Source organism: Streptomyces flaveolus, from assembly GCF_000716535.1.
Lineage (GTDB): Bacteria > Actinomycetota > Actinomycetes > Streptomycetales > Streptomycetaceae > Streptomyces > Streptomyces flaveolus_A.
Map to the genome: position 1 here is coordinate 240,590 of NZ_JNWV01000016.1, position 26,261 is coordinate 266,850.

At 72.1% G+C, this 26,261-nt stretch carries 23 protein-coding genes; 11 read left to right on the forward strand and 12 right to left on the reverse strand.

All coding sequences use genetic code 11. The features are described 5' to 3' along the window. Positions 1-142: 142 nt before the first annotated feature. Both OO52_RS18785 and OO52_RS18790 read right to left on the reverse strand, forming a co-directional pair. Positions 143-1,549 (reverse strand): glutamate decarboxylase, encoded by a 1,407-nt coding sequence (locus OO52_RS18785; RefSeq protein ID WP_030651412.1) that lies wholly within the window; start codon positions 1,547-1,549, stop codon positions 143-145. A gap of 62 nt (positions 1,550-1,611) precedes the next feature. Beyond that, positions 1,612-2,898: an ion channel protein gene (locus tag OO52_RS18790; protein ID WP_030651424.1), complete on the reverse strand. Its 1,287-nt coding sequence runs from the start codon at positions 2,896-2,898 to the stop codon at positions 1,612-1,614. 126 nt (positions 2,899-3,024) lie between these two features. On the opposite strand from OO52_RS18790, the gene OO52_RS18795 reads away from it, so the two are divergent. Beyond that, positions 3,025-3,789: a MerR family transcriptional regulator gene (locus OO52_RS18795; RefSeq protein WP_030651427.1), complete on the forward strand. Its 765-nt coding sequence runs from the start codon at positions 3,025-3,027 to the stop codon at positions 3,787-3,789. Between the two features lie 150 nt (positions 3,790-3,939). Next, the gene (locus tag OO52_RS18800) at positions 3,940-4,884 is read left to right on the forward strand and encodes a DedA family protein (protein WP_030651430.1); all 945 of its coding nucleotides are present in this window, start codon (positions 3,940-3,942) and stop codon (positions 4,882-4,884) included. Between the two features lie 24 nt (positions 4,885-4,908). Here the strand turns inward: OO52_RS18800 and OO52_RS18805 are convergent, their stop codons facing one another. Together OO52_RS18805 and OO52_RS18810 are read right to left on the reverse strand one after the other, a co-directional pair. Then, positions 4,909-6,567 (reverse strand): threonine/serine ThrE exporter family protein, encoded by a 1,659-nt coding sequence (locus OO52_RS18805; protein WP_030651433.1) that lies wholly within the window; start codon positions 6,565-6,567, stop codon positions 4,909-4,911. Positions 6,568-6,700: 133 nt separating this feature from the next. Beyond that, a complete protein-coding gene (locus OO52_RS18810; protein WP_014674108.1) occupies positions 6,701-7,192 on the reverse strand; it encodes an inorganic diphosphatase in 492 nt (163 codons plus the stop codon). Positions 7,193-7,316: 124 nt separating this feature from the next. On the opposite strand from OO52_RS18810, the gene dacB reads away from it, so the two are divergent. From dacB to folE, 6 genes are all read left to right on the forward strand, one after another. Next, positions 7,317-8,861 (forward strand): D-alanyl-D-alanine carboxypeptidase/D-alanyl-D-alanine endopeptidase, encoded by a 1,545-nt coding sequence (gene dacB / locus OO52_RS18815; RefSeq protein ID WP_030651437.1) that lies wholly within the window; start codon positions 7,317-7,319, stop codon positions 8,859-8,861. 142 nt (positions 8,862-9,003) lie between these two features. Then, entirely contained in the window at positions 9,004-10,104 is a 1,101-nt protein-coding gene (locus OO52_RS18820; protein WP_030651441.1) for a zinc-dependent metalloprotease, read from the forward strand. 191 nt (positions 10,105-10,295) lie between these two features. After that, positions 10,296-11,354 carry a tRNA lysidine(34) synthetase TilS gene (gene tilS, locus OO52_RS18825; protein WP_030651443.1) on the forward strand — a complete coding sequence of 353 codons (1,059 nt, stop codon included), beginning with the start codon at positions 10,296-10,298 and terminating at the stop codon, positions 11,352-11,354. A 111-nt stretch (positions 11,355-11,465) separates the two neighbouring features. Further along, positions 11,466-12,026, forward strand: coding sequence for a hypoxanthine phosphoribosyltransferase (hpt, locus tag OO52_RS18830; RefSeq protein ID WP_030342680.1), 561 nt, complete (start codon positions 11,466-11,468; stop codon positions 12,024-12,026). 195 nt (positions 12,027-12,221) lie between these two features. Further along, complete coding sequence (ftsH, locus tag OO52_RS18835) at positions 12,222-14,261, forward strand: ATP-dependent zinc metalloprotease FtsH (protein WP_030651445.1); 2,040 nt, start codon at positions 12,222-12,224, stop codon at positions 14,259-14,261. A 133-nt stretch (positions 14,262-14,394) separates the two neighbouring features. Further along, positions 14,395-15,000, forward strand: a complete 606-nt coding sequence (gene folE, locus OO52_RS18840) for a GTP cyclohydrolase I FolE (RefSeq protein ID WP_030651447.1) — start codon at positions 14,395-14,397, stop codon at positions 14,998-15,000. Between the two features lie 37 nt (positions 15,001-15,037). On the opposite strand, the gene OO52_RS18845 is transcribed toward folE, so the two are convergent. The 6 genes from OO52_RS18845 to OO52_RS18870 form a co-directional block, all read right to left on the reverse strand. Further along, complete coding sequence (locus OO52_RS18845; RefSeq protein ID WP_030651449.1) at positions 15,038-15,526, reverse strand: DUF3180 domain-containing protein; 489 nt, start codon at positions 15,524-15,526, stop codon at positions 15,038-15,040. A gap of 74 nt (positions 15,527-15,600) precedes the next feature. Continuing rightward, on the reverse strand, positions 15,601-16,212 hold the full coding sequence (gene folK, locus OO52_RS18850; RefSeq protein WP_030651452.1) for a 2-amino-4-hydroxy-6-hydroxymethyldihydropteridine diphosphokinase: 612 nt from the start codon (positions 16,210-16,212) through the stop codon (positions 15,601-15,603). Continuing rightward, positions 16,209-16,568 (reverse strand): dihydroneopterin aldolase, encoded by a 360-nt coding sequence (gene folB, locus OO52_RS18855; RefSeq protein ID WP_030651455.1) that lies wholly within the window; start codon positions 16,566-16,568, stop codon positions 16,209-16,211. Before folB ends, folK begins: the two co-directional genes overlap by 4 nt. Positions 16,569-16,797: 229 nt before the next feature. After that, positions 16,798-17,331 carry a nuclear transport factor 2 family protein gene (locus OO52_RS18860; RefSeq protein WP_030651459.1) on the reverse strand — a complete coding sequence of 178 codons (534 nt, stop codon included), beginning with the start codon at positions 17,329-17,331 and terminating at the stop codon, positions 16,798-16,800. Next, positions 17,328-18,242: a dihydropteroate synthase gene (folP, locus tag OO52_RS18865; protein WP_031027972.1), complete on the reverse strand. Its 915-nt coding sequence runs from the start codon at positions 18,240-18,242 to the stop codon at positions 17,328-17,330. Before folP ends, OO52_RS18860 begins: the two co-directional genes overlap by 4 nt. A gap of 147 nt (positions 18,243-18,389) precedes the next feature. Further along, complete coding sequence (locus OO52_RS18870; RefSeq protein WP_030651465.1) at positions 18,390-20,204, reverse strand: phosphatidylglycerol lysyltransferase domain-containing protein; 1,815 nt, start codon at positions 20,202-20,204, stop codon at positions 18,390-18,392. Positions 20,205-20,431: 227 nt separating this feature from the next. Between OO52_RS18870 and OO52_RS18875 the strand changes: the two genes are divergently transcribed. Together OO52_RS18875 and OO52_RS18880 are read left to right on the forward strand one after the other, a co-directional pair. Beyond that, the gene (locus OO52_RS18875) at positions 20,432-21,559 is read left to right on the forward strand and encodes an alpha/beta hydrolase (protein WP_030651468.1); all 1,128 of its coding nucleotides are present in this window, start codon (positions 20,432-20,434) and stop codon (positions 21,557-21,559) included. Positions 21,560-21,656: 97 nt separating this feature from the next. After that, positions 21,657-23,000, forward strand: a complete 1,344-nt coding sequence (locus OO52_RS18880; RefSeq protein WP_199819942.1) for a hypothetical protein — start codon at positions 21,657-21,659, stop codon at positions 22,998-23,000. A gap of 178 nt (positions 23,001-23,178) precedes the next feature. Here the strand turns inward: OO52_RS18880 and OO52_RS18885 are convergent, their stop codons facing one another. Then, the gene (locus OO52_RS18885; RefSeq protein ID WP_234337891.1) at positions 23,179-24,516 is read right to left on the reverse strand and encodes a PH domain-containing protein; all 1,338 of its coding nucleotides are present in this window, start codon (positions 24,514-24,516) and stop codon (positions 23,179-23,181) included. Between the two features lie 23 nt (positions 24,517-24,539). Next, the gene (locus tag OO52_RS18890) at positions 24,540-25,043 is read right to left on the reverse strand and encodes a PH domain-containing protein (RefSeq protein ID WP_030651477.1); all 504 of its coding nucleotides are present in this window, start codon (positions 25,041-25,043) and stop codon (positions 24,540-24,542) included. A gap of 31 nt (positions 25,044-25,074) precedes the next feature. Between OO52_RS18890 and OO52_RS18895 the strand changes: the two genes are divergently transcribed. Next, positions 25,075-26,226, forward strand: coding sequence for an NADH-quinone oxidoreductase subunit D (locus OO52_RS18895; protein ID WP_030651480.1), 1,152 nt, complete (start codon positions 25,075-25,077; stop codon positions 26,224-26,226). Positions 26,227-26,261 lie beyond the last annotated feature (35 nt).

Below are 26,261 nucleotides of genomic sequence, written 5' to 3' on the forward strand. Positions count from 1 at the left end.
CGTCAGGCGCGTGTCCGGGGGCCGTCGAAGGCTGGGGGAGTGCCGGCCCCAGGCCCTCCTACTGGACGTACTCGGGTCTGGGGCCGGCGCGGCGACAGTGCGTGCCTGGCGTCGCGCGGCAGACGCCGAGACCGGACAGGCCCTAGTGGTGGAAGCCGGTGGCCGCCCCCTTGTCCCGGGTCAGGGGGTGCGGCTGCCGGCGCAGCTCCGGCAGCAGGCGGGTCAGGTCGTCCAGGAACAGGTCGGCCAGGTCGTGCGAGAAGCCGTTGCGGCACACGATCCGCAGCACGGACAGGTCCTCACGGTTCGCCGGGAAGGTGTAGGCGGGCACCAGCCAGCCGCCCTCGCGCAGCCGCCGGGAGACGTCGAAGACGTCGTACGCCGTGACGTGGTCGGCGGTGGTCAGCGCGAACACGGGAAGCTGGTCCCCGCGCGTGAGCAGCCGGAAGTCGCCGAGCGCCTCGATCCGGGAGGCGAGCGAGGTCGCCACGTCCCGCGTGGACTGCTGCACCGCCCGGTAGCCCTCCCGGCCCAGCCGCAGGAACGTGTAGTACTGCGCCACCACCTGGGCGCCGGGCCGGGAGAAGTTCAGCGCGAAGGTCGGCATGTCGCCGCCCAGGTAGTTCACCCGGAAGACCAGCTCCTCGGGCAGCGCCTCCCTGTCCCGCCACAGCGCCCAGCCGACGCCCGGGTACACCAGCCCGTACTTGTGGCCGGAGGTGTTGATCGAGGCCACGCGCGGCAGGCGGAAGTCCCACACCAGGTCCTCGTCCAGGAAGGGCGCCACCATCCCGCCGGACGCGCCGTCCACGTGCACCGGGACGTCCAGCCCGGTCCGTTCCTGGAGGGCGTCCAGGGCCGCGCACAGGTCGGCGATCGGCTCGTAGGAGCCGTCGAAGGTCGAGCCGAGGATGCCGACGACCCCGATGGTGTTCTCGTCGCACAGCTCGACGGCGGCCTGCGGGTCCAGGTGGAATCGGTCGCCCTCCATCGGGACCAGCCGGGCCTCCACCTCCCAGAAGTTGCAGAACTTCTCCCAGCACACCTGGACGTTGACGCCCATGACCAGATTGGGCCGCGCGCCCGGATACCGGTCGGCGTTCCGCTTCGCCCAGCGCCGCTTCAGCGCCATCCCGGAGAGCATGCACGCCTCGCTCGACCCGGTCGTCGAACAGCCGACGGCCGCCGACGGGTCCGGGGCGTTCCACAGGTCGGCGAGCATCGCCACGCAGCGCCGCTCCAGTTCGGCCGTGCGCGGGTACTCGTCCTTGTCGATCATGTTCTTGTCCCGGCACTCGCCCATCAGCACCCCGGCCTGCGGCTCCATCCAGGTGGTGACGAAGGTGGCCAGGTTCAGCCGGGAGTTGCCGTCCAGCATCAGCTCGTCGTGCACCAGCTGGTACGCCGTGGACGGCGGCAGCGGGGCGTCCGGGAGCCGGTGCGTGGGCGGGGCCTCGGTCATGCCGCCGACGGGGTTGGCCTCCCCGAAGAACGGGTTGACCGACATCGTCCGCTCCTCGTGCTTCTCGGGACCTTTGTGCAGGGCCATCGGGCTGTGCCTCCAAAGAAACGGGTGTCGCGAGTGGGTGAGGGAAAGTCAGGTGGGGAGAGTCATCGGACCGGGGTGCCGTCCTCGCGCAGCTGCATCTGCGGACGGCCCGTCACCAGCAGCCAGGCCGGCAGCGAGGCGATGCACAGCAGGGTGAGGACGGCGGGCGAGGCGACCAGGACGGCGGCGGTGAACAGGCTCACCCAGCCCTGCCGGGTGATCGCCAGGAGCATGCCCAGGACGCCCGTGGCCACGCCCAGCGAGGGATGCACGGCCGGCACCAGCGCGTGGGCGCACAGGCCGAGGGCGGTGCCGACGAAGACCGCCGGGAAGATCCGGCCGCCCCGGAAGCCGCAGGCCGCCGCGACGAGCAGCGCGGCCAGCTTCACCACCGCCATCGTGGCGAACTGCCCCGCCGACCAGCCCTCCGGGTCGTGGGCCAGCCGCCCGATCTCCGACAGGCCCTTGAACAGCGTCAGCTGGCCGCCCAGGGCCGCCAGCGCGCCCAGCACGACCCCGCCGGCCGGAAGCATGAGCATCGGGTGCCGCAGCCGCCGGAAGGCCGCGTGGACGTACGGGAAGGCGTGGACGGCGCACATGCCGAGCAGCGCGGCCGCCGAGGCGATCACCAGGGCCGCCAGCAGGTCCCGCGCGCGCGGGTGGCCCATGGGCGGCAGCCCCAGGTCGAAGGTCGGGTGCGCCACCAGGGCCGTCGTGATCGCCCCGCACGCGCCGGCGGTCAGCGGCGCGAACAGGTTGTCCCACAGCCGCCCCGGCATCGGCCGCCCCGCCAGCGCCTCGGAGATCACCAGCGCCGCCGCCACCGGCGTGCCGAACAGCGCGCCGATCGTCGCCGCCTCCGCCAGCACCGGCCACAGGGTGTTCGGCGCCCGGGGCCAAAAGCGCGTGCCGAGCCAGGCCGCGAGGCCCACGTTCACGGCGATGACCGGGTTCTCCGGACCGAGGCTCGGACCTCCGGCCAGCATGAGCCCGGCGGCCAGCACCAGGCCCGGCAGCACGGCCGGCGGCAGCACCGGGGCGTCCATCCCGAGGGTGGCCGGGTCGGGACCGGCGTGGCCGGGGACCTTCCACACCACCAGCCCGACGGCGATCCCGGTCGCCACGAGCATGACGAACATCCACAGCACGCTGGAGCGGCCCACGCCGAGCGCGTCCGGCAGCGGCCCCCACAGCACGTGCTGGAGCTTCTCCGCCGCCGTGCTCACCCCGACGAAGACCAGGCTCGCGGCCACGCCCACGAGTACGCCGGGCAGGATGAACGGCAGCAGAGCCCGTGCCGGGGCGGTCGGAGCGCTCGGGGGCGCCTGCTGCGTCGTCTCCTGGGCCACGGGCTCACCATAAGCGGACGAAAGGTACGCAACATCCGGAACTGCAGCGTCCGGAACGCTTCCGGCTTGCACCTCACGTGACGTGAGGCCGCAGCGTGGAGCCGTACCGACGACAAGGAGCGGAAAGTGAGCTACTCCGTGGGGCAGGTCGCGGGGTTCGCCGGCGTGACGGTGCGCACCCTGCACCACTACGACGAGATCGGTCTGCTCGTGCCCAGCGAGCGGACGTACGCCGGCCACCGGCGCTACAGCGACGCCGACCTCGACCGGCTCCAGCAGATCCTGTTCTACCGGGAGCTCGGCTTCCCGCTCGACGAGGTCGCGGCCCTGCTCGACGACCCGGACGCGAACCCGCGCACGCACCTGCGCCGCCAGCACGAGCTGCTGACCGCCCGGATCGAGAAGCTGCAGAAGATGGCCGCGGCCGTGGAGCACGCCTTGGAGGCACGCACGATGGGCATCGACCTGACGCCGGAGGAGCGGTTCGAGGTCTTCGGGGACAAGGACCCCGAGCAGTACGCCGAGGAGGCCGAGCAGCGCTGGGGCGGCACCGAGGCGTACGCCGAGTCACAGCGCCGCGCCGCGACCTACACCAAGGAGGACTGGAAGCGCATCCAGGCCGAGGTCGACGACTGGGGCCGGCGGTACGCCGCCCTGGTCGCCGCCGGGGAGCGGCCGGACGGCGGGGCGGCCATGGACCTGGCCGAGGAACACCGGCGGCACATCGGCCGGTACTACTTCGAGGTCCCGTACGAGATGCACCGGTGCTTCGGGGAGATGTACGTCTCCGACGAGCGCTTCAAGGCGTTCTACGACGCCATGCGCCCCGGCCTCGCCGAACACCTGCGCGACGCGATCCTCGCCAACGCGGACCGGCACTCCACCTCCTGACGCCCTGGCCCGGGGCCGGTCCCCGGGCCGGGACACCCGTCGTCACCGCGGTGGAACCCGGGGTGGTCCCTGCACGTTGATAGTTTTGTACGGCGCCCCATCGACGTTCAGCCGCCGTACCCGCCTTCACCCCTCAGGGAGCCCGGACCCGTGATGACACTCGCCCTCGGCCCGAGCTGGCTGGATCCCAACTATCTGCTCGACACGTACAGCATCTGGGGTCTGCTGCTCATCGTCTTCGCCGAGTCCGGCCTGCTCATCGGCTTCTTCCTGCCGGGTGACTCGCTGCTGTTCACCTGCGGTCTGCTGATCACGTCCGGGGACCTCGACTTCCCGCTGTGGGCGGCCATCGCGCTGATCTGCCTCGCCGCGATCCTCGGCGACCAGGCGGGCTACATGTTCGGCAAGAAGGTCGGCCCGTCCCTGTTCAACCGGCCGGACTCCCGCCTGTTCAAGCAGGAGAACGTCACCAAGGCGCACGAGTTCTTCGAGAAGTACGGCCCGAAGTCCCTGGTCCTGGCCCGCTTCGTGCCGATCGTGCGCACGTTCACGCCGATCATCGCGGGCGTCAGCGGCATGAAGTACCGCTCGTTCCTCACCTTCAACGTCATCGGCGGCGTCCTGTGGGGCGCGGGCGTCACCCTGCTCGGCTCCTGGCTCGGCAACATCGACTTCGTCAAGAAGAACATCGAGGCGATCCTGATCCTGATCGTCCTCGTCTCGGTGATCCCGATCGCGATCGAGTACCTGCGGGCGCGCGGCAAGAACAAGAAGGCCGCGCAGACCCGCCCGGAGCCCCCGCAACAGCCCGCCTACCAGCAGCCCCAGTACCAGCACCCGCCGGTCATGGACGACGCCACGACCCGCCTGCGGCGCGTCGAGCCCGAGCAGCCGTACACCCCGCAGTACGAGCAGCCGTACCAGCAGCCCCAGCAGGACTGGAACCAGGGCTATGACAACCAGGGCTACGACAACAGGGGCTACGACAACCAGGGCTACGACGAGCAGTACTACGGCCGGCAGCAGTACCCGCAGCAGCACCCCCAGCAGCAGTACGACCCGAACCAGTACCCGTACGACAACCGCGGCCACTGACCGGGGCGCGGGGGACGGGGAGACTCAGAACCCGCGCGTCCGCTTGGCGGCCCGGCGCTTCCCGGCGGAGCCGATCCGCAGGAACATCCGGGAGATCTCCGACCCCAGGTTGACCCCGATGGCGATGGCCATCGCCAGCGACGCGGCCTTGGCCAGCGACACCAGACCCTTGTCCACGTCGTTCTGCGCCATGGACAGCAGCCCGAAGTACGTCGCCGAACCGGGCAGCAGCGGCCCGATCGCCGCCGTCGTGTACGGCAGCGCGGAGGCGAACCGGTACCGGGACAGCAACTGCCCGAACAGCCCCACGAGGCCGGCCGCCACGGCCGTGGACGCCACCGGCGAGATGTCGCCCGCGTAATGCATCGCCCCGTACACCGACCAGGCCACACCGCCGTTGAGGGTCACCCACAGCACGGTGGACCGTTCCTGCTGGAGCAGCACCGCGAAGGTCAGCGACAGCAGCATCGAGGCCGCGATCTGGATCAGCGGCCGTTCGGATATGCCGAGCTGCGCGTCCGGATTGAGCTTGCCGCCGATCTTCACGCCGAAGTAGAGGACGGTCAGCACCCCGGTCACGATGCCGACGAAGAAGTACATGACCTCCAGCAGCCGGGCCGAGGCGGTGATGTAGAAGCCCGTCAGCCCGTCTTGCACCCCCGCCACCAGCGCCCGTCCGGGCAGCAGCGCGAACAGCCCACCGGTGATCACCGCGGACGCCTTCACGTCCACGTGCGCCAGCGTCAGCGCCACCCCGATCGCCGCGGGCGGCATCGCGGCCACCGTGAACTGGTAGAACTCCGGCAGCCCGCGCCCCGCGCACAGCCACGCCAGCCGGTCGCCGAGCATCGCGCCGACGGCCGCCGCCAGGAACACGATCGGGTCACCGCCGACCAGCACGGAGGCCGCACCGGCCAGCAGCCCGCTCGCCAGGGTCAGCGCCCAGCCGGGGTACGGGTGCCGGTTGCGGCGGATCTCCGCCAGGCGCCGGTAGGCCTCCTCCAGGGAGACGTGGGTCTCCGGGTCGGTCAGGTCGTCCACCAGACGGAAGACGGCCGCCAGACGCGTGTAGTCGGTGCCGCGCCGCCGTACCGTCCGGGACGCCGTCACCGGGTCCTCCACCAGGGACGGCTGGTGCGAGATCGACAGCAGCGTGAAGGTGACGTTCGGCTCGCACCGGTCCAGGCCGTAGGACCGGCACACCGCGAACATCGCGGCCTCCACGTCCTCCGCGCCCTCACCGCCGGCCAGCAGCAGCTCCCCGATACGCAGGGTCAGGTCCAGCACGCGCGGGACGGCCGGACCGCCCTCCTCCACGCGCTGCACCGGCTCCGGCGCCGGCCGCTCCGCCACCGGCATGCGCAGCATCGTGCGCATCCGGTCCTGCCACGGCGCGTCCTTGACCAGGCTGACCAGCGGCACCCCGGTGGCCGGGGTGAACTCGGCCGGCGCGGTCCTCGCGCCGTAGGTGCTCGGCGTGCCGAACGCCGAACCCTCCGGTTCGGGACTCGGCGGCTGCGGCGTCTGGAGCCCCTCCGGCACCGCGAACTCGGAGGTCGTCTCCGACTCACCGCCCCTGGGGACGTCCAGACCCTGGGGAATGGCGAACTCGGACGTGATCTCCGGGTCGTACCTCGCCTCGTCCGACCGGGGCTTGCGGTCCTCCGCCTCCGCCTCCGTCACCTCGTATCGCTCCCTGAACCACACCTGCCGTAAGCATCAGTATGCGCACACGTACCCGGACGGGCCGGATGTGTGCGGACATGCGAAACGGGCCGCACGCGCAGGCGTGCGGCCCGTTCACGCGAGAGGGTGCTCAGTGGCCGCCCTGCTCCTTGAAGCGCTTGTACGACCGCTCGATCTCCGCCTCGGCGTCCGACCGGCCCACCCAGTTGGCGCCCTCGACCGACTTGCCGGGCTCCAGGTCCTTGTAGACCTCGAAGAAGTGCTGGATCTCCAGGCGGTCGAACTCCGACACGTGGTGGATGTCGCGCAGGTGCTCCACGCGCGGGTCGGTGGCCGGGACGCACAGCAGCTTGTCGTCGCCGCCCGCCTCGTCCGTCATGCGGAACATGCCGATCGCCCGGCACCGGATGAGGCAGCCCGGGAAGGTCGGCTCGTCCAGGATGACCAGCGCGTCCAGCGGGTCGCCGTCCTCGCCGAGGGTGTTCTCGACGAAGCCGTAGTCGGTCGGGTAGGCGGTCGAGGTGAAGAGACGACGGTCCAGGCGGATCCGACCGGTCTCGTGGTCCACCTCGTACTTGTTCCGCGAACCCTTCGGGATCTCGATCGTGACGTCGAACTCCACCGGTGGCTCCTCCATGATCAGCACATAGTTCTGGTGGTTAAGTGTCCCTCACGCAGGTGTGTGATCGCGAAAGGGGCTGGTGGTCGTGCCAGAGCTGAGGCCTTGGCGAGCCGCGAGACCGCGCGTGGCGCGGATCGTGACCGCCGTACGACCGAGTCTGGCGCGCGCCGTGACGGCCGCCCGGCCGCGGATCGCGCGGCTGACGGAAGCCGTGCGCGTCAGGCCTGTGCACCTCCCCCGTCCGCGGACCGTCAGGACCTGGCAGTACACCGCGGGCGCCGCCACCGCCGGCCTGGCGCTGGCCGCCGGCGTGGTGACCGTGGCCGGTCCCTGGGACGCCAACGGTCAGCGTACGGCCGAGCGGGACCGCGCCGCCGCACTGGAGCGGTCAGGTGGCGCAGATCACGGCCGCTCCGGTACGGCCGCAAGGGCGCCGCGGCCCGCGCCGAGCGCCGCGCCCGTGCTGACGGGCCTGGGCAGCGCCACCGGCGCCGTCGGCACCAAGGAGACCTCTCCGGACGCCAAGGCGCTCTCGGACGTCCTGGGGCCCCTCCTGGACGCGCCCGCGCTCGGCCGCAGCCATGCGGCGGCCGTCGTCGACGTCACGACCGGCGAACGCCTCTACGGCGCCGACGCCGGCAAGGCCCTCACGCCCGCCTCCACCACCAAGATCGCCACCGCCGTCGCCGCGCTGTCCGCCCTCGGCCCCGACCACCGCCTCACCACGCGCACCGCCCTGGAACCCGACACCCGGGAACTCGTCCTGGTCGGCGGCGGCGACCCCACCCTCACCGCGCACGCCAGGACCGGCGGCTGGGCCGGCCTGCGGGCCCTGGCGGCGGACACCGCGAAGGCGCTGGGCGAGCGCGGCATCCACAAGATCACCCTCTCGTACGACACCACCCTCTTCACCGGCCCCGCCCTGCACCCCATCGGCGTCAACGACAACCTCGCCCCGATCAGCGCCCTGTCCGTCGACGAGGGCCGCACCGACGCCTCCACCAGCGGCCCGGCGCCCCGCGTCGGCGACCCCGCGGCGGACGCGGCCGCCCGGTTCGCGACCTTCCTGAAGGACGCCGGCATCACCACCACGGCCCCCGGACCCTCCAAGGCCAGCACGCGCGCGGAGACCCTCGCCGCCGTCTCCTCGCCGCCGCTGTCGGAGCTGGTCGAGCGGATGCTGACCAACAGCGACAACGACATCGCGGAGGCCCTGGCCCGGCACACCGCCCTGGCGAGCGGGCAGCCCGCCAGTTTCGACGGCGCCGCCAGGGCCATCGCCACCCAGTTGCGCAAGCTCGGCCTGCCGATGGCCGGCGCCGCCTTCCACGACGGCAGCGGCCTGAACCGCGACGACCGGCTGACGGCCGACCTCCTCACCGCCCTCCTGGTCAAGGCGGGCGACCCCGGCCGCCCCGGTCTGCGCCCGGTCCTCACCGGCCTTCCCGTGGCCGGCTTCACCGGCACCCTGAGCACGCGCTACACCGACGGCGCGTCCGGCCTCGTACGCGCCAAGACGGGCACCCTGACCGGCGTGAACACCCTCGCCGGTACGGTCGTCGACCGCACCGGCCACCTCCTGGCCTTCGCCTTCCTGGCCTCGGACACGACGAACCCCCTGGAGGCCCAGTCGGCCCTGGACAAGGCCGCGACAGCCCTGGCGGGCTGATCGCCGAGGCGTGGGCACGGCCCGGTGCGGGTGACCGGAAAGCGCGGTCGGCCCTGTCGGCTTCCCCACGGCCTGCCCGAAATGGGGCCGCTCACGTACGGTTGACAACATGACTGGCTTCGGTGGCACCGCATCTCCCGGGATGGTCGACTGGAACCTCGCGGTGGCGACCGCGACACGCCTCGTACGCCCCGGCCCCGACGTCAGCCGCGACGAGGCCAGGGCCGTCGTCGCGGAGCTGCGCCGGCACGCGAAGGCCTCGGAGGGACACGTCCGGGGCTTCACTCGTATGGGCACCGAGGAGACCCACGACACCCCGGTCCTCGTCGTCGACCGCCCCGGCTGGGTCCGCGCCAACGTCGCCGGCTTCCGCGAGATCCTCCGGCCGCTCCTGGAGAAGATGCAGGAACGGCGCGGCAGCAACCCGGGCAGCGCGGTCCTCGGCGCCGTCGGCGGCAAGGTCACCGGCGTCGAACTCGGGATGCTCCTGTCGTTCCTGTCCTCCCGCGTGCTCGGCCAGTACGAGACCTTCGCCCCCGCCGCCCGCGACCTCCCGGCCGGCGAGAACGGCGGCGGCCGGCTGCTGCTCGTCGCGCCCAACATCGTCCACGTGGAGCGCGAGCTCGACGTCGAGCCGCACGACTTCCGCCTGTGGGTGTGCCTGCACGAGGAGACCCACCGCACGCAGTTCACCGCCGTGCCCTGGCTGCGTGATCACTTGGAGGGCGAAATCCAGTCGTTCTTGGCCGAGACCGACGTCGACCCGATGACCTTCCTGGAGCGCATCCGGGACGCCGCCCAGTCGCTCGCCGGCGGCCGTCCCGAGGGCGAGGAGGAGGACGGCGGACGCTCGTTCGTGGAGCTGGTGCAGACCCCCGCCCAGCGGGAGATCCTCGGCCGGCTCACCGCCGTGATGTCCCTGCTGGAGGGGCACGCCGACTACGTCATGGACGGCGTCGGCCCGAGCGTCGTACCGACCGTCGCGGAGATCCGCGAGAAGTTCCAGCAGCGCCGCGCGAAGGGCGCCTCGCGCCTGGACATGGCCCTGCGCAAGCTGCTCGGCCTGGACGCCAAACTGAGGCAGTACCGCGACGGCGAACGGTTCGTACGAGCCGTGGTCGAACAGGTCGGCGTCGACGGTTTCAACCGCGTCTGGACCTCGCCCAACACCCTTCCCACCAAGGCGGAGATCGCCAAACCGGCGGACTGGGTCGCGCGGGTGCACCGCAAGGCCGAGTCGTGAACGGCATGGGGACGTCGTGAAAGGAATCCGGCCGACGGCAGGCGAACGCCCCTCCAATCACCCGTCCGAGGGACCGTGAGCCATGCGTAGGCGTGCAATGCTCGGGGAACGGCCCGCTTCTGTCACCATCTACACACTCTGAGTGACCGTCCCGGGCTCACCCCCCGAAAACTTCATGAAGGGAACCGGACATGGGTCCCCATCCTGCGGTCGCGGCGATACGCCTGGCGGTTCGCCGCGTCCTCCACGACATCCTGAACGACCACCACGCCTTCCCCGCGCCCCTGGCCCCGCAGCCGGCCGGCGCGCGCCCGGGCCGGACGGCCGAGCGGCCCCCCTCCCCGCTCGTCCTCGTCGCGTGCTCCGGCGGCGCCGACTCCATGGCCCTCGCCTCCGCCCTCGCCTTCGAGGCACCCAAGCTCGGCGTCCGGGCCGGCGGGGTCACCGTCGACCACGGCCTCCAGCCCGGCTCCGACCTCCGCGCCGACGAGGTCGTCCTGAGGCTGCGCGGACTCGGACTCGATCCGGTCGAGTCCGTCGCCGTGACCGTCGGCCGCGAAGGCGGCCCCGAAGCCGCCGCCCGCGACGCCCGCTACGCCGCCCTGGACGCCGCCGCCGAACGCCACGGCGCCGCCGCCGTCCTGCTCGGCCACACCCGGGACGACCAGGCCGAAACCGTCCTGCTGGGCCTCGCCCGCGGCTCCGGCATCCGCTCCCTGTCCGGCATGGCCGCGGTCTCGGGGGCCGGCGGCCGTTACCGGCGGCCCTTCCTGCAGCTCGACCGGCAGACCGCCCGCAAGGCCTGCATGGTCCAGTCGCTGCCCGTCTGGGACGACCCGCACAACGCCGACCCCGCCTACACCCGCTCCCGGCTCCGGCACGAGGGCCTGCCCGCCCTGGAGAAGGCCCTCGGCAAGGGCGTGGTCGAGGCGCTCGCCCGCACCGCCCAGCTCTCCCGCGACGACGCCGACGCCCTGGACGCCTGGGCCCGCCAGGCGGAGGCCTCCGTACGGGACGCCGCCGGGCTGCTGGAGTGCGCCAAGCTGTACGCCCTCCCGCCCGCCGTGCGCCGCCGGATCCTGCGCCGCGCCGCCATCGAGGCCGGTGCCCCGGCCGGTGCGCTGTTCGCCCGCCACATCGAGGAAGTCGACCGCCTGATCACCGGCTGGCGCGGCCAGGGAGCCATCAATCTCCCGGGCAAAGTCGTCGCCCAGCGGCAGGGTGGCAGACTGGTGATTCGGCAAGGCTGAATCCCGACCCTCCCGGAGCGACCCTCCGGCGGGCCGGGCAGCCGGAGGCCGTGCGTGCGGCCGGAGCCGGTGGCCGCGCACGCGGCCGTAAGTGCGGGACGACCGAAAGTGATGCGGGTGGACGCGAAAGACATGGGTGCCGACCTCCAGCAGGTGCTCATCACCAAGGAAGAGATCGACGCGAAGCTGGCCGAGCTGGCCGCGAAGATCGACGCGGAGTACGCGGGCAAGGACCTGCTCATCGTCGGCGTCCTCAAGGGCGCGGTGATGGTCATGGCGGACCTGGCCCGGGCGCTGTCCACCCCCGTCACCATGGACTGGATGGCCGTGTCCTCCTACGGCGCGGGCACCCAGTCCTCCGGTGTCGTGCGGATCCTCAAGGACCTCGACACCGACATCAAGGGCAGGCACGTCCTGATCGTCGAGGACATCATCGACTCCGGCCTGACCCTCTCCTGGCTGATCAACAACCTCGGCTCCCGCGAGCCCGCCTCCCTGAAGGTGTGCACGCTGCTGCGCAAGCCGGACGCCGCCAAGGTCGCCATCGACGTGGAGTGGGTCGGCTTCGACATCCCGAACGAGTTCGTCGTGGGCTACGGCCTCGACTACGCCGAGAAGTACCGCAACCTGCCGTTCGTCGGTACGCTCGCGCCTCACGTCTACGGCGGCTGAGCCACTCGGCCCAAGCCCGGTAGGACGATCGGGAACCCCAGCGGGTTCCGCGCCGTTGAAGGATGCAGAGACGGGTTTCCCAGCCGTCGAAACGGCTCCGTGCGGCTTCGGGCAACAATGCTGGGGTACCGTCAGAAGAACTGTCTTATCAAACTCACTATGGCAGGAGGGACGGGGCGGCACCGCTCCGTATGGATGGACGTGAAGCGATACTTCCGTGGGCCGGTCATGTGGATCGTGCTGGCCGTCCTTGCCGTGGTCGTGTTGATGCAGGTCGTCGGCTCGTCCGGCGGCTACAAGACGGTGGACACCGGCCAGGTCGTGGCGGCGATCAACGACAACAGGGTCGAGTCGGCCAAGCTCACCACCGGTGACGAACAGAGCATCAAGGTCACGCTCAAGGACGGCTTCAAGGTCGAGGGCAGCTCGAAGATCCAGGCGAGCTACATCGGCGACCAGGGCGTGACGATCGCCGGCACGCTGCAGACCAAGTACCAGGACAAGCAGATTCCGGACGGCTACACGGTCTCGCCGTCCAAGCAGAACCCGTTCCTCGGCGTCCTGCTCTCGCTGCTGCCCTTCGTCCTGATCGTGGTCGTCTTCCTGTTCCTGATGAATCAGATGCAGGGCGGCGGCTCCCGGGTCATGAACTTCGGCAAGTCCAAGGCGAAGCTCATCACCAAGGACACCCCGAAGACGACCTTCTCCGACGTCGCCGGCTGCGACGAGGCCGTCGAGGAGCTCCAGGAGATCAAGGAGTTCCTCCAGGAACCGGCCAAGTTCCAGGCCGTCGGCGCCAAGATCCCCAAGGGCGTGCTGCTCTACGGCCGCCCGGGTACCGGCAAGACCCTGCTCGCGCGCGCCGTCGCCGGCGAGGCGGGCGTCCCCTTCTACTCGATCTCCGGCTCGGACTTCGTGGAGATGTTCGTCGGTGTCGGTGCCTCCCGGGTCCGCGACCTGTTCGAGCAGGCCAAGGCGAACGCCCCGGCGATCGTCTTCGTGGACGAGATCGACGCGGTCGGCCGTCACCGCGGCGCCGGTCTCGGCGGCGGTCACGACGAGCGCGAGCAGACCCTGAACCAGCTGCTCGTCGAGATGGACGGCTTCGACGTCAAGGGCGGTGTGATCCTGATCGCCGCCACGAACCGTCCGGACATCCTCGACCCGGCGCTGCTGCGCCCCGGCCGCTTCGACCGGCAGATCGCGGTCGACCCGCCGGACCTGCAGGGCCGCCTGGAGATCCTCAAGGTCCACCAGAAGGGCAAGCCGGTCGCGCCCGACGTCGACCTGTCCGCCGTGGCCCGCCGCACCCCGGGCATGACCGGTGCCGACCTCGCCAACGTGCTGAACGAGGCCGCGCTGCTCACCGCCCGCGGCGACCAGAAGCTGATCGACAACAAGGCGCTGGACGAGGCGATCGACCGCGTGGTCGCGGGCCCGCAGAAGCGGACCCGGATCATGTCGGACAAGGAGAAGAAGATCACCGCGTACCACGAGGGCGGTCACGCCCTGGTCGCGGCGGCGTCTCCGAACTCCGACCCGGTCCACAAGATCACGATCCTGTCCCGTGGCCGTGCCCTCGGTTACACGATGGTCCTGCCCGACGAGGACAAGTACTCGACCACGCGCAACGAGATGCTCGACCAGCTCGCCTACATGCTGGGCGGCCGGGCGGCCGAGGAGCTGGTCTTCCACGACCCGACCACGGGCGCCGCGAACGACATCGAGAAGGCCACCAACCTGGCCCGCGCGATGGTCACCCAGTACGGCATGACCGAGCGCCTCGGCGCGATCAAGTTCGGTGGCGACAACTCCGAGCCGTTCCTGGGCCGTGAGATGGCTCACCAGCGCGACTACTCGGAAGAGGTCGCCGCGCTGGTGGACGAAGAGGTCAAGAAGCTCATCGAGACCGCGCACAACGAGGCCTGGGAGATCCTGGTCGAGAACCGCGACGTGCTCGACAACCTCGTCCTCCAGCTGCTGGAGAAGGAGACGCTGGGCAAGGAGGAGATCGCCGAGATCTTCGCCCCGATCGTCAAGCGCCCGCCGCGGCCCGCCTGGACCGGCTCCTCCCGCCGTACCCCGTCCACCCGCCCGCCGGTGCTCTCCCCGAAGGAGCTGGCACTGACCAACGGTGCGAACGGCGCGACGGCGGCGATCAGCACGGCGAAGTCCACCGCCGCGGAGTCCGCCCCGGTGACGGAGCAGACCCCGGAGGACCGCTCCGAGAGCTGACCCTGTTTCGGCCACGAGGGCCGGAATGGATGCCGCGTCCCCCAGGTTTTAGCCTGGGGGACGCGGCATTTCGCATGTCCGCAGACGGAACGCGAGGTACACCCGCGTGCAAGGCACAGGAACGAGGAACCAGATGACCGACCCGGTGACGCTGGACGGCGAGGGCCCCATCGGTGAGTTCGACGAGAAGCGCGCCGAGAACGCCGTACGGGAACTGCTGATCGCGGTCGGCGAGGACCCGGACCGTGAGGGCCTGCGGGAGACACCGGCCCGGGTCGCGCGTGCCTACAAGGAGATCTTCGCGGGTCTGTGGCAGCAGCCGGAGGACGTCCTGACGACGACGTTCGACCTGGGGCACGACGAGATGGTCCTGGTGAAGGACATCGAGGTGTACTCCACCTGCGAGCACCATCTGGTGCCGTTCCGGGGTGTCGCCCACGTCGGCTACATCCCGTCCGAGACCGGCAAGATCACCGGTCTGTCCAAGCTGGCCCGCCTGGTCGACGTCTACGCCCGCCGGCCGCAGGTGCAGGAACGCCTCACCACGCAGATCGCGGACTCCCTGATGAACATCCTGGAGCCGCGGGGCGTCATCGTGGTCGTCGAGTGCGAGCACATGTGCATGTCCATGCGCGGCATCCGCAAGCCGGGCGCGAAGACCATAACGTCCGCCGTCCGCGGTCAGCTGCGGGACGCCGCGACGCGGAACGAGGCGATGAGTCTCATCATGGCGCGCTGAACGAGCCGCCGAACGCGCCGGGGCGCGGGGCCGGCGGTCAGGCCACCGGCTCGGCTCCCGGGTGGTTCTGGTCGTCGTCCTCGGGGAGCTTGCAGACCCGCTCCAGGAAGATGGCGGCGGCTATCACGCCGACGCCGGTCAGGACCGAGAGACCGGCGTAGATCGCCTGGTCGCGGCGGGCCGGGATGTCCAGCAGCTCCAGCAGGAAGACGCCCGTGCCGCCGTACATGCCGGCGACGAGCGCGGCCACCAGGGCGCTGGCCTGGCCGAAGACGACCGCCCGGGCGGCCATCAGCGGGTCGACGCCCTTGGCGCCGGGCCGGCGCTCGCGCTGCGCCCTGAGACGGGCGCGCAGTGACAGCGCCGTCGAGAGCAGGACCACCGCGATCAGCGCGAGGACGACGGGGGCGGCCAGGGGGACGCTGGGAAGGGTCCCGATCGAGTTCCAGAGGCGGGCGCCCGCCCAGGACAGGACGCCGGCCACGACGAACACGCCCGCCAGCACCCTGATGCGCAGCTCTCTCACGGTGTCCCTTCAGTTCCCCCGGACCGTCCCGGACCGTGGTCGTCTTGGTCTTTGACCCGTCTCGACCTTAACGACTACTCGGGCAGCCGGAGTTCCAGGTCCGCGCGGGGCGCGACACCCTCACGGGTGACGGCGGACAGCAGGTCGGCCACCGTGCCGCGGCCGGGGAGCTGCGCCTGCGGGTCGACGTCGTGCCAGGGCGCGAGCACGAAGGCCCGCTCGTGGGCGCGCGGGTGGGGCAGGGTGAGCCGCGGGTCGTCCGAGGTGACGCCGGCGTAGGCGACGATGTCGACGTCCAGCGTGCGCGGGCCCCAGCGCTCCTCCCGGACGCGGTGGAAGGCCTCCTCGACGGCGTGCGCCCGCTCCAGCAGGGACGACGGGGGCAGGGTCGTCTTGAGGACCACGACCGCGTTGAAGTACGACGGCTGGCTGCCCGGTTCCACGCCCCAGGGCTCGGTCTCGTACACCGGGGAGACGGCCTTCACCCGGACGCCCGGGGTGTCCTCCAGTGCGTCCACGGCACCCTGGAGGGTCTCCAGGCGGTTGCCGAGGTTGGAACCGATGGAGATCACGGCCCACTTCGGGTTGCTCAGCGTCGTGTCGGCGGCGTCGACCTGCTCGACGACCGAGGCGGGCACCGGCTGGACGGTCGGGTCGCTGTGACCCTGGCGGAAAGGTCGGGTCATACTCGGCTCCGGGTGATGGTGACGGTCACGTCGTCGAAGGGGACGGTGATCGGGGCGTCCGGCTTGTGGACGCAGACCTCGACCTCCTCGACCCCTTCGTGCTTCAGGCAGGTCCGGGCGATCCGCTCGGCGAGGGTCTCGATGAGGTTCACCGGCTCGCCCTCGACCACGGCCACGACCTCCTCGGCCACGATGCCGTAGTGCACGGTCTTCGTCAGGTCGTCGTCGGCCGCGGCCGGCCGGGTGTCCAGGCCGAGGACGAGGTCCACGATGAAGGTCTGGCCCTCCTCGCGTTCCTTGGGGAACACCCCGTGGTGCCCGCGGGCCTTGAGGCCGCGCAGCGCGACACGATCCACGCGAATCACTCCTGCAATCGTCGGGAACGACCGGCCCGTGCCGCGTGCGGGCGGCACACCGGCCTCAGACGAATCTACCTGCGCGCTCTGACAAAGCCGGGCTGCGGGGGCGCGGGCGCGGGCCCGCGCCCGGAGGGTTCACCGGCCGTTTCCCCTGGGGAACCCGGCCCTGTCATGGGCTGGTAGCCGCTTCTACCCCGGGGTAGGTGATTCCAACCACTTCTTCCGGTCAGGCAAGGGGCTCGTCGTCCGGGTTCACGCCGTTCACGTGGTTGTCGTCGTCGTCCTCGTCGGTCTCGGCCAGCACGGGGGAGGCGTGGTGCGACCAGAGCTTCCAGCCGGAGGGTGTGCGCCGGAACACGTTCGTGGCGACGACGAGCTGGCCGACCAGCGGGCCCAGCTCCGCGCCCTCCTCGGGGGCGGGGCCGCCGCTGAGGATGTTCTCCGTGCAGGTCACGAGGGCGGTGTCACCGGTCACGGAGACGTGCACATCGGTGAGGAAGAACTGGATGTAGTCGGTGTTGGCCATGATCAGGGCGTACGACCTGAGGACCTCGCCGCGGCCGGTGAGCACCGGCCAGCCGGGGTGGACGCAGGAGATGACGCCGCTGTCCGCGGGGTCGTGGTACGTCTCGTCCACGCCCAGGTCGGCGGGGGTCAGCCAGAGGGAGGAGACCTCCTCGAAGTCGCCGCGTTCGAGCGCCTCGTAGAAGGCGGTGTTGGCGGCCTCCACCTGCTCGACGTCGGTGTGGGGGGCGCTCACCGCTCTCCTTCCGGCCTGCTGTCGCCGCCGGTGCCGGGCGCGCCCGCCGCGCCGCGCGCCTCCTCCACGGCCCGGGCGACCCGGACCGCGTCCGCCGTGGCGCGCACCTCGTGCACGCGCACCGCCCACGCGCCGGCGTGCGCGGCCAGCGCCGAGACGGCGGCCGTGGCCGCGTCGCGCTCCCGGGCCGGCGGGGGCGCCCCTTGCGGTCCGGCGAGGACCCGGCCGAGGAACCGCTTGCGGGAGGCGGCGACCAGCAGCGGGTGGCCGAGGGAGCGCAGCCGGTCGAGGTGGGCGAGGAGGACGAGGTCGTGCTCGGCCTCCTTGGAGAAGCCGAGGCCCGGGTCGACGACGATGCGGTCCGGGGCGACACCGCCCGCCAGAACGGCCTCCACGCGCGCGTGCAGTTCGTCCACGACCTCCCCGACGACGTCCTCGTAGACGCCCTTGACGTTGCCGCCTTGGAGGAAGCCGCGCCAGTGCATGACGACGAAGGGGGCGCCCGCGTCGGCGACCACCGGGATCATCGCGGGGTCGGCGAGGCCGCCGCTGACGTCGTTGACGAGGGCGGCGCCGGCCGCGAGGGACTGTTCGGCGACGCAGGCGCGCATGGTGTCGACCGAGACGACGACGCCCTCGGAGGCGAGGCCGCGCACCACGGGGACGACCCGCCGCAGCTCCTCCGCCTCGTCCACGCGCGTGGCACCGGGCCGGGTGGACTCCCCGCCGACGTCGACCAGATCCGCGCCCTCGGCGACCAGATCCAGTCCGTGCTTGACGGCGACGGTCGTGTCGAACCAGCGGCCGCCGTCGGAGAAGGAGTCGGGGGTCACGTTCACGACCCCCATGACCGCGCACCGGTCCCATGCCGGAAGGCCGGCGACTCGGCCGCGCCCGCTGAGGTTGTTCATACGTTCAGCGTAGGCCCAGGAGGGTGCCGCCCTCGCGCCGCGGCCCGGGCGGAAGCCCCCGGTGCTGGAGGGGGTGGGGCTTCCGCCCGGGCCGGTCCCGGGGCCGTACCGCACGGCGTGTCGGGGCTAGGGAGGCAGGTGGGCGGCTCAGGCCGCTCGGACGTCCCGTTCGGGCACCGCGTGCGCACACGGGCGCTGGGCCGTCCTGCGGCGCCGGCGCAGGAAGCGCGGCAGCGGCACGGCGAGGTTGACGAAGCCCTCCGCCTGCATGGCGGCGAAGCCGATGCGGGGCAGGTCGGCGGAGGCCCGGTAGACCACGAACCGCGGCTCCCAGCGCGGCCGGAACTTCGCGTTGAACTTGTACAGCGACTCGATCTGGAACCAGCGCGAGAGGAACACCAGCAGCCCGCGCCAGGCGCGCAGCACCGGTCCCGCGCCGATCTTCTCGCCCCGCGCGAGGGCGGAGCGGAACATCGCGAAGTTCAGCGAGACCCGGGCGATGCCGAACTTCGGGGCGGCCTGAAGGGCGGCGACGATCAGCAGTTCGTTCATGCCCGGGTCGGCGCTGCGGTCACGGCGCATCAGGTCCAGCGACACGCCGTCCTCGCCCCAGGGCACGAAGTGGAGGATCGCCTTCAGGTCGCCGTACTCACCCGGCGCGTCATCCTGCTTGTGGGCGGTGGCGATCAGGCAGTCGCCGTCGGCCGGGTCGCCGATACGGCCGAGCGCCATGGAGAAGCCGCGCTCGGTGTCCGTGCCGCGCCAGTCCTCCGCCGCCCGGCGGATCCGCTCCAACTCGGCCTCGCCGAGGTCACGGATGCGCCGTACCCGGGTTTCGTAGCCGGCCCGCTCGATGCGCTTGACCATCTGGCGCACGTTGCGCATCGCGCGTCCGGCGAGCGAGAAATCCGCCACGTCCACCACCGCCTCGTCGCCCAGCTCCAGGGCGTCCAGGCCGGTCTCACGGGTCCACACCTCGCCTCCGGTCTCCGAGCAGCCCATGACCGCGGGTGTCCAGGAGTGGGCCCTGGCCTCGTCCATGAAGCGCTCGATGGCGCCCGGCCAGGCCTCGACGTCGCCGATGGGGTCGCCGCTGGCGAGCATCACGCCGGACACGACCCGGTAGGTGACGGCGGCCTTGCCGCTCGGCGAGAACACGACGGCCTTGTCGCGGCGCAGCGCGAAGTGGCCGAGCGAGTCGCGCCCGCCGTGCTTCTCCAGCAGCGCGCGCAGCTTGACCTCGTCCTCCTCGGTGAGGCGGGCGGCCGGGTGCTCCGGGCGGAAGGCCAGGTAGATGGTGGTGACGGCGGTGATCCAGCCGAGGGCACCGAGGGAGAAGGCGACCGTCCAGGAGGTGTTGCCCTGGTAGTCGACCGGGCCCTCGAAGCCGGCCAGGCCGTAGATGACGTGCGTCAGCCGGTCGGCGAGGCTCGGGTCGCCGATCGTCCGGTGCGGGTGGACGCTGACGATGACGAGACCGAGGGCGAGGGAACCGGCGCTCATGAGCACGAAGTTGGCGAGCGCGCGCCACCTGCTGCGCGGATCGGGCAGGGCCGCGAACTGGTCGCGGTGGCGCAGCAGCGGCACCAGCAGCGCGACCGCGATCAGCACGCCCACGACCGAGTGCCGGTACGCGAACTGCGCCACCGCGCCCGCCGGGAGGAGCGCGACCGCCGCGCGCCACGCCCGGCGCTTGCGCCGTTTGAGCCCGTGCGCGAGCAGCAGCAACAGCACGCCCGCGCTGAGCGAGAGAGCCGCCGCGAACGGCCCGAAGGAGCCCGGCAGCACCTCCGCCAGGGTGTGCATACGGCTGTGACGGAAGCGCGGGAAGACACCCGCGGCGATGTCCAGGACGCCCACGAGCGCGGCGGCCCTGCCGACCACGGCGGGAACGGCCTCGGGGCGCGGGCCGCGCAGTATGCGCCGCGCCCGGCTTGATCGGCCCGGAACCCCGCCCGACATTTCCCCATCTATCCTGACAGACATCGCATCCCGTAGTTCTGCGAGAGACCTTGAACCCGGGCCCGATCGGGCATCCGGTGACATTGCGCCCTCTAGGACGGTGTCTCGGGGGGAGAGGTTCACTCCCCATCGGAAAGTCGGGTCAAAGGCCAAGGAAAGCCCCGGGCAAGCCCTCGCAACGTCGCGCGGGCGCGGCACGGGCGGAAAACACAGGCAGGAAACAGCCCATGGGTCTCACGAGCAACAAAGTGCTGGTGCTGGCGATCGTGCTCGCCGTCGTCCTGTTCGTCGGCACGGTATGGCTGTGGCCGCGCCTGGCCCGCCCGAACTGGCGGGCCGTCAGCGGGCGGATCGGTCTGCTGCTGTTCACCCAGGTGACCCTGTTCGCCTCCGTCGGGCTCGCCGCCAACCAGGCCTTCGGCTTCTACGCGAGCTGGGCGGACCTGTTCGGCCAGGAGACCGACCAGGGGATCGTCGTCGACCACTCGGCCAACGGCAGCACCGGCGGCCCGCTCCAGGTGGTCTCCACCTCCGACGTGCCGGGCGTGAAAGCCACGCGGCCGGAGACCGGCGGGCAGATACAGAAGGTCGACATCGTGGGCCGTAGGTCGCACATCGCCACGCCGGCGTACGTGTACCTGCCGCCGGAGTACTTCCAGCCGCAGTACCGCACGCGTACGTTCCCGGCGGCGGTCGTGCTGACCGGCTACCCGGGCACCGCGCGGGCGCTGGTGAACAAGCTCGAGTACCCGAGTACGGCGCAGCGGCTGGCCAAGGACGGGCGGGTGCAGCCGATGATCCTGGTGATGCTGCGGCCGACCGTGGCACCGCCGCGGGACACCGAGTGCGTCGACGTGCCGGGCGGGCCGCAAGCGGAAACGTTTTTCGCCAAGGATCTGCCGGAGGCCGTCCTCGGGCACTACCGGGCCGGCAAACGGCCGGGCAGCTGGGGCGTCATCGGCGACTCCACGGGCGGCTACTGCGCCCTCAAGCTCGCCATGCACCACCCGGACGTCTACGCGGCCGGCGGGGGTCTCTCGGCGTACTACAAGGCGCCGATCGACCCGACCACCGGTGACCTCTTCCACGGCGACGAGAAGCTGCGGAACCGTGCCGACCTGTTCTGGCTGCTGGAGCACGAGGAGGCGCCGGACACCTCGCTGCTCGTCACCAGCAGCAAGGTCGGCGAGCACAACTACAACGCCACGATGAAGTTCATCCAGCAGGTCCAGGCCACGAACCGGACCCGGATCTCGTCGATCATCCTCGGCAGCGGCGGGCACAACTTCAACACCTGGATGCGCGAGATCCCGCCGACGCTCCAGTGGCTCAGCGGACGGCTCACCGACCGCTGAGCCGGCCTGGCCCTGACGCCCCATGAGACCCACGGTGTGGCCGTGTTTTTACGGGGCGGGGGCCCACGATCCGCCTACGCGCGGTAAGTTTCTGGCCATGCCACGTGGACGCCACCGCCATTCCCCGCCTCTGCACCGGCTGTTGCCCCCGTCGGCGATCGCCGGCGTCTCCGTCGCCTGCGCGCTGGGTCCCTGGGTGTTCTCCGAGGTCACCGTGTTGCGCGCACTGGCCGCGGCGGCCGCCGCGACGGCGGTCGTCGGCGCGGTCGTGATGCGCCGCTGGGACGCGCAGGCGGGCAAGCAGGTCGCCGAACTCATGCGCGCCCGTGCGGGCGACGAGTGGCGGCACGAGGAACGGGTCGCCGAGCTGGAGACCGATCTGGAGGAGTCCCGCGAGCTGCGCACGAAGCTGGAGCAGCGGCTGCGCGCCAAGCGGGCGGAGCTGGCGGGCCTGCGCAACGAACACGCCGCCCTGCTGCGCCGGTACGCCACGGCGGAGACCGAGCGCGCCAGCGCCCTGGAGGGACGGCGGCTGCTGGAGATCGAGGCGGCGGTGCCCGAGCCGGAGCCCGCGCCCTCGTCGTCGCGCGCGCTGCCGCCGGGGCGCAGCGCCGAGCCCCTGGCCGCCGCGCGTCCGGAGGTGTCCGGCACCGAGGAGCGGCCGTCGGTGTTCTCGCCCGACGGCGCCCCGCTGTACCGGCGGGCGCTGACGGCTCTGGCGCGGTTCGACCGGGAGGCTCAGGGCAAGGCGGAGTCCGGGGCCGGGATCGAGGCCGACGCCGAGGGGGACGCCGACGGGGACGAGCCCGAGGCGGCGGAGGTCCGGGCCGCGCGGCTGGAGCCCGTCGAGCCCGCCGAGCCGGCAGAGTCCGCTGACGCCGTCGAGCCCGCTGACGCTGCTGGGGCCCGCCAGTCCGCCGAGTCCGCTGACGCTGCTGGAGCCACCGATTCGGCCGGGTCCGTTGCCGTCGCGTCGGAGACGTCCGAGCAGGATGCCCACTCGGCTCCCGAGGGTGCCGACGCCGAGGCCGCGGTCGCCAAAGGAGAACCCGCGGCGGACGGCGTGAAGGACGGCGCCGGCCCCGCTCCGGCCGCCGAACTCGCGCGCCCCGTGGGCCGGCCGCCCGCCGGGCACTTCACCGTGCCGACCGCGGTGGCCGTCGTACCGGCGGCGCCCGCGCGGCGACCGGTGGTCGAGGGCGGCTTCGACTTCTTCGGCACCCAGAAGGGCGGGCCGAAGGCCACGCTGGACTCCGTGCAGAACGAGGACCTCGCCGACGTCGTCGGCCCCGAGGCGCTCGCCGTGCACAAGGCCGAGTCCGAGGCGGGGTTCAAGGCCGCCGACGCGCGCTCCCGGGGGGTCGGCCAGGTCATCGACCTGACCGCGCACGACGAGACCGAGCAGATCGACATCCAGGGGTTGCGCAGCGCGGCCTCCTGAGCCGTCGTCAGCCGTACGGACCGAGCACCGGGCCCGGACTTCCCTCGCGGGGAGCCGGGCCCGAAGCATCGGTCCGTACCGGGGGGGCCGGTTTATGGGGTCGGCGGGGTGCGTCGGGGTGCTGGCTGGTGGGGTTGCGCCGAGCCGCCGGTTCGCCGGTCCGGTGGGGCGGTACCGGTCAGTCGGTGGTCATCCAGCGGTCCGGGAGGGCGTCCCGGCGGCCCGTGCGGGACCTCTCCGCCTGCTCGGCCAGGAGCCGCGCGGCCTCCTCCGAGCCCCGCAGCCGGGCCGTCACGGTCTTGTTCGCACCCGTGTCCACATGGACGTCGGCGAGCCCCCAGCGCCGCTCCCAGGGCCCCTGGGTGAGCCGTACGCTCTGCACCTTGGCGTGCGGAACCAGCGAGAGCCGGCGGCACAGCAGGCCGCTCCGGGCGGCGAACACCGCGCCGGTGACCGCGAGCCCGTGCCCGCGCCACCACACTGGCAGACACCACCGGGCCCGGCGCGGCACCCGCGACAGCTCCCGGGGCACGGTCACGCCGGGCAGCACGCGCGCGACGACCGATTCGGCGAACGCGCGCGGGGCGACGGGGATCAGCACGGAGTTGGCGGACCCGGCCACGTCCAGTTCCACCCGCACCCAGCCCGGCAGCCGCCACAGCAGGGGCTCCACGATCCGCACGGTCTGCACCCGGCCGGGCGGCACCGTCTCGTGCGTACGGTCGAGCAGCCCGCGGTCGATGCGGAGCCCGTCCGGGGACTCGCCCACGGTCCAGTCGAACTCCGCGACGAACCGGCCCACGCTGCTCGCGCCGGCCGCGCCGACCAGGGGCAGGGCGGTCCCGACGACCGTCCACAGGCTGTGGGTGACCAGCCACAGCACGGTCGGGAGCACCAGTGCGGCGCACAGCGAGCCCCAGGTGGCGCCCGTCAGCACCAGCGAGCGCGCCAGCTCGCGCGGGGGCACGCGCAGCAGTACACGCGCCGGTGCCTCTCCGACCTCGTGCGCCGTCTCGGGCGCGAAGCCCGCCGCGCGCGCGAGCAGCTCGGCGCGCAGGGCACGCGCCTCCCGCTCGCCCAGGAAGGCCAGCTCGTCCTTGCTCTCGGCGCCGACGACGTCGATCCGCAGCTTCGCGACGCCCGCAACGCGCGCGAGGAGCGGACGCGAGACGTCCACGGCCTGGACGCGCTCCAGGCGGATGTGCGCGGTGCGCCGGAACAACAGCCCGGTGCGTATGCGCAGTTCGGTGTCGGTGACCGCGTAGTGCGTGAACCACCAGGACAGGAAGCCGTAGAGGCCCGCCGCCGGCACCACCACCGCGACCCCCAGCAGCAGCACGGTGCCGGTCAGCCGCGTGAGCTGCTCCTGGGCGCCGTTCGGGTCGTGCGCGGCCCAGCCGGCCAGCACGGCGAGCGGCGCCCACGCCCGGCGGAAGGGCGTGACCGGGTGCAGCCGGCGCTCGGTGACGGGCGGGCGCCGCGGTGTGCCGCCGTCCGGTGTGCCGCCGCCGGGTATGCCGTCGGTGCCGTCGGGGGAGGTCACAGGCCCGCCGATCGTGCCTCGCCCAGCTCGGTCAGCCGGTCGCGCAGGCGTTCCGCCTCTTCGGGGTCGAGGCCGGGGATGGTCGCGTCGGTCGCGGCGGCGGCCGTGTGCAACTGCACCGTGGCCAGCCCGAAGCGCCGTTCCAACGGTCCGGAGGTCACCTCCACGAGCTGCATCCGCCCGTACGGCACGACCGTCTCCTCACGCCACAGGACACCGCGGCTGATCAGCAGGTCGTCGGCGCGCTCGGCGTACCGCCACGAGCGCCAGTTGCGTTCCAGCAGCCACCAGCACCAGGCGGCGCACGCCGGCGGCAGCAACGCCCAGGCCGCCCACGCGGGCCCCGCGAGAAGGCCCGGGAGGAGCCCCGCGGCGACCGCGAGCACCACCGTCCACACCACCAGCAGCAGCCGGCGCACCCGGAGCAGCCCGGGCCGCAGCCCGCGCCACACCGGCTGGTCCGCCGGCGCCCCGGTCCCTTCCAGACTCCCCGTTTCCATGAGCCCAGCGTACGTAGGGGAAACTGGGCCCATGACTCCTACGACGGAGACCACGGTCGGTATCGGCGGCGCGGCGGAGAGCACCGACATGGTGCTCAACATCGGGCCCCAGCACCCGTCCACGCACGGGGTGCTGCGGCTCAGGCTCGTGCTGGACGGGGAGCGCATCGTGCACGCCGAGCCGGTGATCGGCTACATGCACCGGGGCGCCGAGAAGCTCTTCGAGGCGCGCGACTACCGGCAGATCATCGTGCTCGCCAACCGCCACGACTGGCTGTCGGCGTTCTCGAACGAGCTGGGCGTGGTCCTCGCGGTGGAGCGGATGCTCGGCATGGAGGTCCCCGGGCGGGCGGTGTGGACGCGCACGCTGCTCGCCGAGCTGAACCGGGTGCTGAACCACCTGATGTTCCTCGGCTCCTACCCGCTGGAGCTGGGCGGGATCACGCCGGTGTTCTACGCGTTCCGGGAGCGCGAGGTGCTCCAGAACGTCATGGAGGAGGTCTCCGGCGGGCGCATGCACTACATGTTCAACCGCGTCGGCGGCCTCAAGGAGGACCTGCCGGCCGGCTGGACGGCACGCGCGCGTGAGGCCGTCGCCGCCGTGCGCTCCCGCATGGACGTCTTCGACGACCTGGTGCTCGGCAACGAGATCTTCCGGGGCCGCACCCGCGGGGTGGGCGTGCTCACGCCGGAGACGGTGCACGCCTACGGCGTGAGCGGGCCCCTCGCGCGCGCCTCGGGCGTCGACTTCGACCTGCGCCGCGACGAGCCGTACCTGGCCTACGGCGATCTCCAGGACACCCTGAAGGTCGTCACCCGGAGCGAGGGCGACTGCCTCGCCCGGTTCGAGGTCCTGCTGGAGCAGACCCACAACGCGCTGGACCTCGCCGACGCCTGCCTGGACCGGCTCGCCGAGCTGCCCCCCGGGCCGATCAACCAGCGGCTGCCGAAGGTGCTGAAGGCGCCCGAGGGGCACACGTACGCGTGGACCGAGAACCCGCTCGGCATCAACGGCTACTACCTGGTCAGCAAGGGTGAGAAGACCCCGTACCGGCTGAAGCTGCGCTCGGCCTCGTACAACAACATCCAGGCGCTGACCGAGCTGCTGCCGGGGACGCTGGTGGCGGACATGGTGGCGATCCTGGGGTCGATGTTCTTCGTGGTCGGCGACATCGACAAGTAAGGGCCTCACAGCCCGGGCGGGTCCTGCGGTCCTGG